Source organism: Xanthomonas sp. WHRI 8393, assembly GCF_040203315.1.
Lineage (GTDB): Bacteria > Pseudomonadota > Gammaproteobacteria > Xanthomonadales > Xanthomonadaceae > Xanthomonas > Xanthomonas arboricola.
In genome coordinates, this window is sequence record NZ_JBEGGL010000010.1 from 33296 (window position 1) to 47001 (window position 13706).

The 13706-nt window shown below is 65.6% G+C and carries 8 protein-coding genes; 6 read left to right on the forward strand and 2 right to left on the reverse strand.

From position 1 onward, the window contains the following. Positions 1–76: 76 nt before the first annotated feature. Positions 77–3019, reverse strand: a complete 2943-nt coding sequence (locus ABQ137_RS20195; RefSeq protein WP_184615964.1) for a TonB-dependent receptor — start codon at positions 3017–3019, stop codon at positions 77–79. A 282-nt stretch (positions 3020–3301) separates the two neighbouring features. Between ABQ137_RS20195 and ABQ137_RS20200 the strand changes: the two genes are divergently transcribed. The 6 genes from ABQ137_RS20200 to ABQ137_RS20225 all read left to right on the forward strand — a co-directional run bounded on the left by ABQ137_RS20200 (position 3302) and on the right by ABQ137_RS20225 (position 12490). Next, positions 3302–4813: an MFS transporter gene (locus ABQ137_RS20200; RefSeq protein WP_503021258.1), complete on the forward strand. Its 1512-nt coding sequence runs from the start codon at positions 3302–3304 to the stop codon at positions 4811–4813. A 10-nt stretch (positions 4814–4823) separates the two neighbouring features. Then, entirely contained in the window at positions 4824–5810 is a 987-nt protein-coding gene (locus ABQ137_RS20205; RefSeq protein WP_349783441.1) for an endo-1,4-beta-xylanase, read from the forward strand. Positions 5811–5853: 43 nt separating this feature from the next. After that, on the forward strand, positions 5854–7275 hold the full coding sequence (uxaC, locus tag ABQ137_RS20210) for a glucuronate isomerase (RefSeq protein WP_349783442.1): 1422 nt from the start codon (positions 5854–5856) through the stop codon (positions 7273–7275). Positions 7276–7441: 166 nt separating this feature from the next. Further along, a complete protein-coding gene (gene galB, locus ABQ137_RS20215; protein WP_349783443.1) occupies positions 7442–10141 on the forward strand; it encodes a beta-galactosidase GalB in 2700 nt (899 codons plus the stop codon). A gap of 50 nt (positions 10142–10191) precedes the next feature. Continuing rightward, positions 10192–11376, forward strand: coding sequence for an endo-1,4-beta-xylanase (locus tag ABQ137_RS20220; protein WP_349783444.1), 1185 nt, complete (start codon positions 10192–10194; stop codon positions 11374–11376). Positions 11377–11452: 76 nt separating this feature from the next. Next, positions 11453–12490, forward strand: a complete 1038-nt coding sequence (locus tag ABQ137_RS20225) for an SMP-30/gluconolactonase/LRE family protein (protein ID WP_349783445.1) — start codon at positions 11453–11455, stop codon at positions 12488–12490. 252 nt (positions 12491–12742) lie between these two features. On the opposite strand, the gene ABQ137_RS20230 is transcribed toward ABQ137_RS20225, so the two are convergent. Further along, a complete protein-coding gene (locus ABQ137_RS20230; RefSeq protein WP_349783446.1) occupies positions 12743–13639 on the reverse strand; it encodes a DUF3800 domain-containing protein in 897 nt (298 codons plus the stop codon). Positions 13640–13706: the final 67 nt, after the last annotated feature.

Sequence of the window (13706 nt, forward strand, 5' to 3'; positions counted from 1 at the left end):
TGCTGCGGAAAACGCCGCGGCGCGCGCCAGGCTGCCGGTCGCGATGGGAGGTGATCGCGACCGGCAAACACAGCACTCAAAAGGTACCGCGGATGCCGAGCATGACCGTGCGCCCGGGCTCGTACAGATCGTAGGTGGCGTTGGGCCAGGCGTAGGTGGTGCGCAGCGGCTCGTCGGTGAGGTTGGTGACGTTGAGGGTGATCTGCGGCTTGGACGGCAGCGATTCCAGCGTGTAGCTGGCAGACAGATCCAGCTGCCCGCGCGCATCGGCGTTGAGGCGCGCGTAGGGAATGCCATTCTGGTTGGCGCCGGAGATCACCATGTCGTCGTTCCAGGTGTAGGACAGGCGCACCGAGGCGGCGTCCTTTTCCCAGTACACGGTGCCGTTCCACAGGTTGGGTGCAACGCCGACCGCCACTGCCGGAATGCCTTCGCCTTCGGAGGATTGGGTGACATGGGTGTAGTTCACGCTGAAGCCCAGACCGTCGACCAGCCGGTCCAGCGGCTGCACCCAGATCGCCTCGGTGCCGCGGATGTTGAGCACGCCGTCGGCGTTGACCTGGGTCTGGACATCCACGGTGGCCGCATTCGGGCCGCCGCGCTGGTCCAGGCCGGCCTGCTGAATCGGCAGCAGGCTGTCGTAGGGCACGCCCAGGTCGTTGAAGGGGATACGCCGCACGCCGTTGACGGTGAAGCCGCTGATGCGCTTGTTGAACAACGTCAGGCCCACATAGCCTTCGCCGCCGGTGTACCACTCGCCACCGAAATCCACGTTGGTGGACAGGTACGGCGCCAGGTTCGGATTGCCCTGGGTTGCGGTCTGCGCGGAGGGGTCGCTGAAGTTGGTGTTGGGCAACATCGCGCTGGGGTCAGGCCGGGTGAGCGTGCGCGAGCTGGATAGCCGCAGCACCACGTTGTCGGCCACGTCCCAGGCGGCGTTGAACGAGGGCAGGGTTTCCTTGTAGTCCGAATCCAGCACCTGGACGCGGCGGATGCCGTTGATGGTGACCGGGCCGGTGATGGTCTGGTCGGTGGTCACGTAGCGCACGCCGGCATTGAAGCGCAGCGTGCGGTTCCACACTTCGGTTTCCGCGTTGGTTTCGATATAGAAACCCCAGTTTTTTTCGCGGATGCCGCCGGCCGAGGCACCGGTGTTGGCGGAGTTGGTCTCCGGTGCGGAATCGCGCAGCGCGTAGTAATTGGTGTCGCCCAGGAAGCGGTTGAAATCGGCGGTGATGAAGCCATCCGGGCCGGGGCGCAGATAGCCGGCCAGCGCCGCATTCGGGATTGCCGAGCCAGGGCCGCCGTTGCAGACATTGCCACCGCCACCGCGGCAGACCACCTGCTCCCAGGCGATGCTGTTGTCGAAGCCGCGGATGGTGCGCTCGGCCTGGTCGTAGGCGGCGCCGATCTTGATGTTGCGCTTGTCTTCGCCGAACTGCAGGTCGGCGCGTGCGCCCCGGGTTTCGGTCACGCGTTTTTCGTTCTGGATATTGACCCGGCCGCCGTTCCAGCCCCAGCCCAGATTGGGGTCGTTGAGATCGAGCGGGCTGCTGATCGAGGGGCGGTCGCCGCCTTCGTTGCGGTAATCGACGGTGGTGAACGGCGAGGTGACCAGGATGCTGGGCGACTCGCGCTGCAGCCAGCTGCGCGTGGCATTGGCCTGCACGTTGAGCTTGATGTCCTGGTTCTCGCCGAACAACAGCTCGGCACCCGGATTGACGCTCCAGAACTTGACCTCTTCCCGGTACGGGCGCGCTTCCAGGAAGTACTGCGCATTGGCAAACGTGGCGCTGGTGACCACGTTGTTCTGGTCCAGCTGCATGCCCAGCGGGATCATGTTGCCGTTGCGGCCGATCAGATTCATGCTGATCCGCTCGGTGGTGCGCTTGGCTTCCGAATACAGCGTGTCCAGGTAGAAATGCATGCTGTCGGACGGGCGCCATTCCAGCGACATCACCGAGGCATCGCGGTCGCGATCGCCATTCATGTAGACGCTGCGGCCCAGCCGCGGAATCAGCGCGTCGCTGATCTGGTCGATGCTCAGGCCCGGGTTGCGCGCCAGCAGCCAGGCCGCATCGATGGTCTCGCCGGTGGTCAGGCCGCTGCCGGCGGTGGCCGGCACGCGGTCGGGAATGCGCCAGTTGCCGCCACCATTGACGTTGCACGCGGCCGGTTGATTGGTGGCCGGGGTGCCGGCAGGCGGGGTGAGGCCGCACTGGGTGTAGGTGAGGCCGGGGTTGGTCCAGCCCACGCTTTCGAAGCCGCGCACGCCCAGCTTGCTGCGCACCGAGGCCACGCCCAGCAATGCGCCGAAGGTGCCTTGCTCGTTGGTCCAGCTGCCCATGAAGGCGCCGCGCGGGGTGGTCTTTTCGCTGGTGCTGTTCCAGTCCGCCTGGGCCTGATAGGTGAAGTGCACGCCGGGGCGATCGAACGGACGCGCGCTGCGCATGTCCACCACGCCGGAGACGCCGCCTTCGAGCATGCTGGCGGTGGGCGTCTTGCTGACGGTGAGCTGGGTGAAGAACTCGGTGGGAAACAGGTTCAGATCGACTTCGCGGTTCTGGTTCTGCGCGTTCAGGCCGATCGAGGCGGTGGCGATGCTGGCGCCGTTGAGCGTGGTCTTGGTGAAGCTGGTGCCCAGACCGCGGATGGCGATGTTGAGGCCCTCGCCATTGACGTCGCGCGAGAGCTGCACGCCGGGGATGCGGTTGAGCGACTCGGCGATGTTCATGTCCGGGAACTTGCCGATGTCCTCGGCAAACACGGTGTCGGCAAAGCCCACCGAGTCGCGCTTTGCATCGGTGGAAAACTGGATGCTGCGCCGGTAGCCGGAGACGGTGACGGTGTCGAGCTGGGTCACCGCATCGCCGCTGGCAGCGGCGGCCGTGGGCGGTTGTGCGGTGGCGGCAGCGCTGTCGGCGTCGCTGGACTGCGCCCAGGCGGTGGTACTGGTCATGCCCAGCAGGATGGACCCCAACGCGCAGGACAACGCGGTTTGTGCGTAGCTGTTCTTCACCGTAATCCCTTCCCTAACAGGTGAGCAGATGTCCCACGCATCGCCCCTGCGTAGGGAGTGCCGCTGCCGGTAGCGGCGCGGCGATGGTGCGATGGGGGAGACGGGCGATCAGTGGTGGCCGATGTTAGCGCTACCAAATTCAGAACATCACGCTGCAGGGCAGCATAGGCGACGGAAGGCATCGTGGCGGCTGCGGCAGTGGCGCTGATCGGAATGGTGCCGGCTGCATATGGCGCACTGGCGTGTTGCACTGCGCGATGGTTTTTGCCCGGCAGCGTGGTAATGGTAGCGCTATCACCCGTGGCGCAAGGCCACCTTCGTGCAGGTGCAGTGCTCGATGAAACGAACCAAAGAACGCGGCAGCCAGAGGCCGGGCCACACGCGACATGTGGCAGCGCATTGCAGTGGCCGTTGCGCGACTGCCCATCGCAGGCTGGGTCCAGCAGCGCTATGGCGCCCGCGCGCATGAGCGAGTTGCCGCAAGCGGCTGCACCTGCCGGCACGCTGGCGCGCCTGGGCCGCATGCGTTGGCGCGTCTGCGCACTGCTGCTTGCCGCCACCACCATCAACTATGTCGACCGCCAGGTGCTGGGCGTGCTGGCGCCGTTTCTGCAGACGCAGATTGGCTGGAACGAGATCCAGTATGGCTATATCGTCACCGCGTTCCAGGCCGCCTACGCGCTGGGCCTGTTGTGCAGCGGTGCGGTGATCGACCGCTTCGGCACGCGCGTCGGTTACGCGCTGGCGATCGGCATCTGGAGCCTGGCGGCGATGGGACATGCGCTGGCCACCAGCGTGGTGGGCTTTGCGATTGCGCGCTTCTTCCTGGGGCTGGGCGAGTCCGGCAACTTCCCCGCTGCGCTGAAGACGGTGGCCGAGTGGTTCCCGCGTCGCGAGCGCGCACTGGCCACCGGCATCTTCAATTCCGGCTCCAACATCGGTGCGATCGTCGCGCCGTTGCTGGTGCCGCTGATCGCCACCGCCTGGGGCTGGCAGGCGGCATTCCTGTTCACCGGCGTGCTCAGCGCCACCTGGCTGCTGGTGTGGTGGCTCAGCTATCACCCGCCCGAGCAGCAACCCGGCCTGTCGGCGGCAGAGCTGGCGCATATCCGCAGCGATGCGCACGAGCCGGTGCAGCGGCGGCTGTCGTGGTTGCAGGTGCTGCGGCATCGGCAGGCCTGGGCGTTCGTGCTGGGCAAGTTCATCACCGACCCGATCTGGTGGTTCTTCCTGTTCTGGCTGCCCAAGTTCCTGCATGCCGAATACGGATTGAGTCTGTTGCAACTGGGCGCGCCGTTGATCGTGATCTTCGTACTGGCCGATATCGGCAGCATTGCCGGCGGCTGGGTCGCCGGGCGCTTCATCGCGCGCGGCTGGAGCGTTAACCGCGCACGCAAGAGCGCAATGCTGATCTGCGCGATCTCGGTGGTGCCGATCGTGTTCGCTGCACGCGCCGATAACCTGTGGCTGGCCGTGGGCCTGATCGGCCTGGCCACCGCTGCGCACCAGGGGTGGTCGGCCAATCTGTTCACGCTGCCATCGGACATGTTTCCACGCCACGCGGTCGCCACCGTGGTCGGCATCGGCGGCTTTGCCGGCGCGGTCGGTGGCATGCTGATCGCCACCTTCATCGGGTTCCTGCTGCAGGCCACCGGCAGTTATGTGCCGGTGTTCCTGATGGCAGGCTCTGCGTATCTGCTGGCGCTGGCGGTGGTACACATGCTGGTGCCACGCTTGGCGCCGGCGCAGCTGCCGGCAGATGCCGCCGCACCGACCGCCAACGCATCTTCCTGAGGGGATCATCATGCAGATACGCACACTGGCAATCGGGTTGTTGTTGGCGGCGAACGTCGCAACGCTTGCGCAGGCCGCACCGCTGGCTTCCGGCGCGCCCAAGTTCCTGGGCAGCGCCTACAGTCCGCAACAGTCCCCGGGATTTGCGCAGTACTGGAACAAGCTCACGCCGGAAAACAGCGGCAAGTGGGGCAGCGTGGAAGCGGTGCGCGACCAGATGGACTGGAGCGGGCTGGATACTGCTTACCGGCTGGCCAAGGCCAACGGCATGCCGTTTCAGATGCATGTGATGGTGTGGGGCAATCAGCAGCCGGAGTGGATCAAGTCGCTGCGGCCGGCCGAGCAGCGCCGCGAGATCGAGCAGTGGTTTGCCGCGGTGGCGCAGCGCTATCCGGAGATCGACCTGCTGGAAGTGGTCAACGAGCCGCTCAACGATCCGCCCAGCAAGGACGACATCGGCGGCGGCAATTATCTGCAGGCGCTCGGCGGCAACGGCGCCAGCGGCTGGGAATGGGTGCTGCAGTCGTTCCGGCTGGCGCGCCAGCACTTTCCGCGTGCGCGGCTGATGATCAACGACTACAGCATCACCAACAGCCCCCAGGCCACGCAGAAGTACCTGCAGATCGTGCAGTTGCTGCAGCGCGAGCAACTGGTCGATGCGATCGGCGTGCAGGAGCATGCCTTCGAAACCACGCCAAATGTGGCGATGTCGGTGCACCGCGACAATCTCGATGCACTGGCCGCGACCGGCTTGCCGATCTACATCACCGAGTTCGATCTGGACGGGCCCACCGATGCGCAGCAGCTGGCCGCCTACCAGCGTGTGTTCCCGGTGTTCTGGGAGCACCCCGGCGTGCACGGTATCACGCTGTGGGGCTTTCGCCCCGGCCTGTGGCGCGACAAGGAAGCGGCGTACCTGATCCGGGCCGATGGCACCGAGCGGCCGGCGCTGACCTGGCTGCGCGATTACATTGCCAGCCACGGTGCGGCGCGGTGATCCCGGTGCCCTGCCTTTTTCCTGCCCGTTCGGCGACCGACTGATGTCTACATCCATCCCACTGACCCTCCACGCCGACCGCCTGTTGCCCGCCGACCCCGGCACGCGTGCGATCGCGCGCCGCCTGTACGCGCAGATCGCCGCACTGCCGATCATCAGCCCGCACGGCCATACCGACCCGGCGTGGTTCGCTACCGACGCGCCATTCGCCAATGCCACCGCGTTGTTGCTGGTGCCGGACCACTATGTGTTCCGCATGCTCTACAGCCAGGGCATCGCACTGGATGCCTTGGGCATTCCGCGTGCGGATGGATCGCGCGCGGCGGTGGACCCGCGCGCGGCGTGGCGCGTATTCGCCGCGCACTACACGTTGCTGCGCGGCACGCCCTCTGCGTTGTGGCTCAATCATGTCTTCCATGACGTGTTCGATCTGCGCATCCGGCTGGATGCCGGCACTGCCGATCATTACTACGACCACATCACCGCGGCACTGCAGACGCCGGCATTCCACCCGCGTGCCCTGTTCGAGCGCTTCAACATCGAGGTGATTGCCACCACCGAGTCGCCGCTGGACACGCTGCAGCACCACGCGACCATTCGCGACAGCGGCTGGAAGGGACGCGTGCTCACCGCGTACCGCCCGGACCCGGTGGTCGACCCCGAACACGAGCAGTTTGCCGGTGCGCTGCAGCAGTTCGGCGCGCTCACCGGCGAGGATGTGCTGAGCTGGCAAGGCTATCTGCGTGCGCACCGGCAGCGCCGCGCGTTCTTTGCCGCACACGGCGCCACCTCGACCGACCACGGCCACCCCAGCGCGGCCACCGCCGATCTGTCGCCTGCCGAGGCGCAACGCCTGTTCGACACCGTGGTGCGTGGTGCCGCCACACCGGCGCAGGCCGAGCTGTTCCGCGCGCAGGTGCTGACCGAGATGGCGGCGATGAGCCTGGACGATGGCCTGGTGATGCAGCTGCACCCGGGCTGCTTTCGCAATCACAACCGGCAGTTGTTCCAGACCTTCGGGCGCGACAAGGGCGCCGATATTCCGATGCGCACCGACTACGTGCACGCGCTCAAACCCTTGCTGGACCGGTTCGGCAACGACCCGCGCCTGCGCCTGATCGTGTTTACGCTGGACGAAACCAGCTACAGCCGCGAGCTGGCGCCACTGGCCGGCCATTACCCGTCGTTGTTGCTGGGGCCGGCCTGGTGGTTCCATGACGCGCCGGAAGGCATGTGGCGCTTCCGCGAGCAGACCCTGGCCAGCGCCGGCTTCTACAACACCGTGGGTTTCAATGACGATACCCGCGCCTTCCTGTCGATCCCGGCGCGGCACGATGTGGCGCGGCGCGTGGACAGTGCCTTTCTCGCCAAGCTTGTCGCCGAGCACAGGCTGGACGAGGACGAGGCGGCCGAGGTTGCGATCGATCTGGCGTATCGCCTGCCCAAGCAAGCCTACAAGCTGTGAGGCTGAGCGAGGCAGCACGTGGCGATGCCTGCACGCGTGCAGGCGGTGCGGATAGGACACGCCTGCATGCATGGTCGATGCGAGGCGCGATATGACGCATGCAGGCAGGGCAGCGACAGCGACGCGAGATTTTTTCAGGCATTGTGCGCGCCTCGCAGGTGTCGCGATGGTTTGCATCTGCCTGGTAGTGCCCGCGCTGGCAGCACCACCGACATCGACCCAGTTGCCGCGCGAGCGTGTCTCGCTCAACGCGCAGTGGCGCTTCCATCGCGGCGATCCTCCAGACAATCGGCAAATCCTGGACTACGACATCCGCCCGCACGTGCTACGTAGCGAAGACGGCAAGGTGGCCGATGCGCAGCCCGAGCAGGCGCAGCGCCTCGATGCCGCCGCAACCCGCGTGCTCAAGCCATGGATCCTGCCTACGGCCAATGCCTTGATTGCAGATCCCGCGAAGTGGCACGAACGCCCGCCCGGCCACCCCGGCAGCAGCGTCGCCTTCGTGCAGCCGCAGTTCGACGACAGCGGTTGGGAGCGCGTGGATCTGCCGCACGACTGGGCCATCGCCGGGCCGTTCCTGGCCGATGGTCCCTATGGCGGCATGGGGCGCTTGCCGAGCTGGGGCGTGGGTTGGTATCGCAAGCGCCTGGACATCCCCGCCAGCGATCGCGGGCGCGCGCTGTTTCTGGATCTCGATGGCGCCATGGCCTATGCCACGGTCTGGCTCAACGGCAAGCTGGTCGGTGGCTGGCCGTATGGCTACAGCTCCTGGCGCGTGGACCTGAGCCCCTATGTGGTGTTTGGTGCGCGCAACCAGCTGGCGATCCGCCTGGACAACCCGCCGGAGTCGGCGCGCTGGTATCCGGGCGGCGGGCTGTATCGCAATGTGTGGCTGACCAAAGCTGCGCCGCTGCATGTGGCGCATTGGGGCACGCAGCTGACCACGCCGCAGGTGTCGGCCGACACCGCGCAGGTGCGGCTGGCGATCACGCTGGACAATGCCGCGCGCAGCGCGGTGCAGGCGCAGGTCAGCACCGCGATCTATGTGCTCGACGATGCACGCGGCACACGCAGCGGCGAGCCGGTCGCGCGCATTGCCGCCGTGCAGGTTGCGGTTGCCGCCGGTGGCAGCGCCCGTGTGCAGGGCAGCACGCAGATCGACCGCCCGCGTCTGTGGGGCCCGCCGCCGACCCAGCGCCCGCACCGCTATATCGCAGTGACCGAGGTCAGTCAGGACGGGCACGTGGTGGATCGCTACGAAACACCGTTCGGTGTCCGCAGTATCGTGTTCGACGCCGACAAGGGCTTGCTGGTCAATGGCGAACATGTGCCGATTCGCGGCGTGAACAATCATCACGACCTCGGCGCGCTGGGTGCGGCGTTCAACCTGCGCGCCGCCGAGCGGCAACTGCAGTTGCTGCAGCAGATGGGCGCCAATGCCGTCCGCATGAGTCACAATCCGCCCGCGCCGGAGCTGCTGGAGTTGACCGACCGCATGGGCCTGCTGGTGGTGGACGAGGTGTTCGACAGCTGGGAGATGAAGAAGACCCCGCTGGATTTCCACCTGGTGTTCCCGCAGTGGCACGAGCCGGACCTGCGCGCGATGCTGCGGCGCGACCGCAATCATCCCTCGGTGATCTTGTGGAGCGTCGGTAACGAAGTCGGTGAGCAGTACACCGGCGAGCAGGGCGCGGCGATCGCACGCACACTGCACGCCATCGTGCATGAGGAAGACCCCACGCGCCCGGCCACGGTGGCGATGAACTACGCCTCGCCCGAGATGCCGCTGCCCGCTGCGCTGGATGTCATCAGCCTCAACTACCAGGGCGAAGGCATCCGCGACGCGCCGGAATTCGCAGGCACCGAGCGCATCCGCAAACAACCGCAATATCCCGCGTTCCATGGCAGGTTCCCGCACAAGGCCATTCTCAGCAGCGAGACCGCCTCGGCGTTGAGCAGCCGCGGTGTGTATCTGTTTCCGGTGACGCCAGACATTAGCGCACCGGTGCGCGATGGGCGCGGCGGCGATTCGGTCGCGCACCAGGTCAGCGCCTACGAACTGCATGCGGTGGACTTCGGCTCCAGCGCCGACAAGGTGTTCGCGGCGCAGGACCGGCATCGGTATGTCGCCGGCGAATTCGTCTGGACCGGCTTCGATTATCTGGGCGAGCCCACGCCGTACTACAGCTCGCGCAGTTCGTACTCCGGCATCTTCGATCTGGCCGGTTTTCCCAAGGATCGCTACTGGCTGTATCAATCGCGTTGGCGCCCCGACCTGCCGATGGCGCATCTGCTGCCGCACTGGACCTGGCCCGGCCGCGAGGGTCAGGTCACGCCGGTACATGTGTTCACCTCCGGCGACGAGGCCGAGCTGTTCGTCAATGGCGTCTCGCAGGGACGCAAGCGCAAGGGCCCGCTGCAGTACCGGCTGCGCTGGGACGCGGTGGTCTACCAACCCGGCGAGCTGCGCGTGCAGGCGTACAGGGAAGGCAAACCCTGGGCCGACGACCGCGTACAAACCGCCGGCAGCGCCGCGCGCATGCAGGTGACGCCCGACCGCGGCAGCATTCGCGGCGACGGGCAGGATCTGAGTTTCGTCACCGTGCGCCTGCTCGATCGCGATGGACGCCCGGCGCCGACCGCCGGCGACCGCCTGCGTTTCCGCATCGAAGGCCCGGGCGAGCTGGTCGCCACCGACAACGGCGATCCCACCAACCTGGAATCCTTCGCCGCGCCGCAGCGCAATGCGTTCAACGGGCTGTGCCTGGCGATCGTGCGTGCCAAGCCCGGCGCGCGTGGCACCATCACGCTGCATGTGGACTCCGACAGTTTGCAGGCCGCCAATGCGCAGGTGGTGGTGGAGTGATGGAGTTCCCGATGACGCACTACCTGCGGTGCCTGCACAGGAATCCGGCGATGCAGCAGACCCACGAGCGCCCAGCAGCATGCTTGCGTTTTGTTCTGGCCCTGATCGGCGCTGTGATGGCAGTGCCGGCCTTGGCTGACTGCGACACCCGCAGCACCTCGCTCGAGCACGCCTACGCCGACGGCTTTCTGATCGGCACCGCCGTCAATGCCGACATCGTCTCCGGCAAGGACGCTGCCTCTGCCGCGCTGGTCGCCTGCCACTTCAATGCCATCACTGCCGAGAACGTGATGAAGGCCGAAGTGGTCGCCCCGCGCCCAGGCGTGTTCGACTTCGGCGCGGCCGACGCCTTCGTCGCCTATGGGCGCGATCACGCCCTGTTCGTGGTCGGCCATACCCTGGTCTGGCACAACCAGACGCCGGAATGGTTCTTCGTCGATGCACAGGGCAAGCCCAACAGCGCCGACGCGCAGCTGGAGCGCATGCGCGCGCACATCGAGCGCGTGGCGGGGCGCTACGTCGGCAAGGTGCAGGCCTGGGACGTGGTCAATGAGATCATCGACGAAGACGGACGTTACCGCGATACCAACTGGGTGCAGCGCGTCGGCGATGGCGACACCGTGGTGCGCAACGCCTTCACCTTTGCCCAACGGTATGCGCCGGATGCGGAGCTCTACTACAACGATTTCAACGCATGGCGGCCGAGCAAGCGCGATGGCATCGTGCGCATGGTCAGGATGCTGCAGCAATCGGGCATCCGCATCGATGGCGTCGGCATGCAGGGACACTGGGGGCTCAACTATCCCAGCCTGCGCGATATCGAAGACGCCATCGATGCCTACGCCGCGCTCGGCATCAAGGTCATGATCACCGAGCTGGACATCGACGTGTTGCCACTGACCAGGGAAGGCCAGGTCATCGGGACCGGACTTGCGCACAAGCAGTTCCAGCTGCCGGAATTCAAGCGCTTTCTCGACCCGTATCGCGAGGGCTTGCCGCCGCAGGTGCAGGCGCAGCTGCGCGATCGCTACGCCGAGTTGTTCGCGCTGTTCTGGCGCAAGCGCGACAAGCTCGCACGCGTCAGCGTGTGGGGCGTCAGCGATGGCATGTCCTGGAAGAACGATTACCCCGTGCCCGGCCGTACCAACTATCCGCTGCTGTTCGATCGAAACTACCAGCCCAAACCGGCACTGGATGCGGTGCTGGCGGTACCCGCGCACGCTGGCGAGCGCTAGCACGGCTGCCGGCATGCGCAGCAGGCCTGCACGCGCATGGTGGCATCATGGCCCGACTTCGTTACTGGACAGACCGATGCGCTTGCCGCCCTATCTGCTGTTGGCCGTTCCGCTGCTGGCAATCCTCGCCGCCTGCACCAGGAAGGAGGTGCCGCCACCGCGCTTTGCCGCGATCGGGCATCTGCAGAGCTTCGATCGCAGCTTCAGCGAGGTGGTCGCTGGCGATGCGCGCATCGAGAAGCTTAGCGAAGGCTTCACCTGGTCCGAAGGCCCGGCCTGGGTCCGCAACGGTGGCTATCTGCTGTTCACCGATGTGCCGGAAAACAAGCTCTATCGCTGGTCGGAGGACGCAGGCCTGTCGGTCCTGCTGTCGCCATCCGGTTACAGCGGCCCGGAGCAGGCCACGCTGCGCGAAGCTGGCGCCAATGGGCTGTATGCCGAACCGGGCGGCACCGTGTTGCTGGCCGATTCGGGCACGCGCATCGTCGCCAGGCTCGACCCGGCCACGCGCAAGAAGACGCCGCTGGCGACGCAGTTCGAAGGCCACCGTTTCAACAGCCCCAACGATCTCGTCCGCCGTAGCGATGGCGTGGTGTTCTTTACCGACCCGCCGTACGGCCTGAAGGGCATGAACGATTCGCCGGTCAAGCAGCTGCGCTACAACGGCGTCTACCGGCTGGACACCGACGGCAGCGTGCATCTGCTGGACGACAGTCTCAGCCTTCCCAACGGCATCGCACTGTCGCCCGATGCGCGCACCCTGTACGTGGCCAACTCCGATCCGGAGCGCCCGATCTGGATGGCCTACACGCTCGACGCAGCCGGTGCGGTGACCAGCAAGCGCGTGTTCGCCGACGCCTCCGATCTGGTCGCCGAGGACGCGCCCGGCCTGCCCGACGGCATGGCGGTCTCCGCCGACGGCCACCTGTTTGCCACCGGCCCCGGCGGCGTCATCGTGTTCGCCCCCGACGGCCGCAGGCTGGGCCGTATCGAAACCGGCGAACCCATCTCCAACTGCGCCTTCGGCAATGACGGCCACACGCTGTACATGACCTCGCACGCGATGCTGGCGCGGGTGCGGGTCAAGGCGCTTGGCTTGGAGTTCGCGCCGTAGCGCGCATTGGCCGGCCAAACCGCAGCACAGCAGTCGCCGCTCCCGTAGGAGCGGCCCTGGCCGCGATGGAGCTGTATCCATCGCCCTATATTGCAAGTCGTTCTTCTTTCAGCAGTCACAACAGCTGATGGATGCGATGTCCTGACTGACCCGGTTTTGTAGCAGGCAACCTTGAATTCTTCGGTCCAGAACCCTAGACTCGCACCCTAAGTGGACTGGGGGTTCCCGGTCGGCGTCATAGCCTCGGTGAGATCACCGGGGCTTTTCGCTTTCTGGCGGCGGGAAAATTTTCAGGCCCCAGCCTTCATAGTCGACACCCAATTGACGCCGGCCTTGCTTGCAGAAGAATTTTCGCTGCAGCACGTCGAATGCGCGATTGGGATGATCCGGGCGCAGTACCGATAGCCCGATGGGCCGCGCAACGAGGTCAACCAGTTGCAAGCCAGATGAGTTGGCCTTTTTGTCCGCAAAGACGATGGTGAACGGAAGTTGCCGGCCCCAGCGGTTTGCGTTGTCGCAGATCCGCCTGAATTCCAGCTCCAGATCGCGGTCTTCCTTCTTGCCACGGCACTCAACCACCACGTGCGTGGCAACGGCGTCCTGCTTCTTTTCCTGCATCAGTTCGAAAAGTGTTTCCAGGCAGAATGCGAGCGCCAGGTGGTAGGGATTGTCTGCGGTCTGGGCCTTTTCCTTCAGCCGTGTCTTGTCGATGACACAGCTGATCAGGATGAAGTTGTGCGACTCGATGATGCCCGTCAGCTCGTCCAGAAAAATCGTCTTCTCCAATCGATCACTGAAGCGGAAATGTCCCTTTTCCTTGCGGATGTCATGCTCGTGAAGAATCACCACGTCATGCCCGAAATGCCTGAACTTGAATGACTCAATCGCGGGAACCACGCGTTGCGCGTAGTGGCCTTTGTGGAAGACACACAAGGCCAGCACAAACACCGGATAGTTGGGATCTACCGACTCCAGGCCGTGGTCGCCGCTTTCATCGACATAGACGATGTAATTGCTGTAACGCGGGTCGGTAGCTGCCAGCAGTGGCGATGTCGCCGGCTCGCCTTCCGCCTGTACCAGTGGCAGCGAAAATTGCCCGGCAACGCCAGGCATCGTTGATGGCGTGTGATCTGATCCACGTTTCGGCATGACCGCTCCCTGGCACTGCACATTGAACAACGATGCAGCAGATTAGATCCTCGTCTGCAGAGGCACA

What these genes read in the sequence shown, in the direction of transcription:
- ABQ137_RS20200 (WP_503021258.1), top strand. Translation starts at nt 3,302, where the DNA reads ATGGTAGCGCTATCACCCGTGGCGCAAGGCCACCTTCGTGCAGGTGCA.
- ABQ137_RS20205 (WP_349783441.1), top strand. Translation starts at nt 4,824, where the DNA reads ATGCAGATACGCACACTGGCAATCGGGTTGTTGTTGGCGGCGAACGTC.
- uxaC (WP_349783442.1), top strand. Translation starts at nt 5,854, where the DNA reads ATGTCTACATCCATCCCACTGACCCTCCACGCCGACCGCCTGTTGCCC.
- galB (WP_349783443.1), top strand. Translation starts at nt 7,442, where the DNA reads ATGGTTTGCATCTGCCTGGTAGTGCCCGCGCTGGCAGCACCACCGACA.
- ABQ137_RS20220 (WP_349783444.1), top strand. Translation starts at nt 10,192, where the DNA reads ATGCAGCAGACCCACGAGCGCCCAGCAGCATGCTTGCGTTTTGTTCTG.
- ABQ137_RS20225 (WP_349783445.1), top strand. Translation starts at nt 11,453, where the DNA reads ATGCGCTTGCCGCCCTATCTGCTGTTGGCCGTTCCGCTGCTGGCAATC.
- ABQ137_RS20230 (WP_349783446.1), bottom strand. Translation starts at nt 13,639, where the DNA reads ATGCCGAAACGTGGATCAGATCACACGCCATCAACGATGCCTGGCGTT.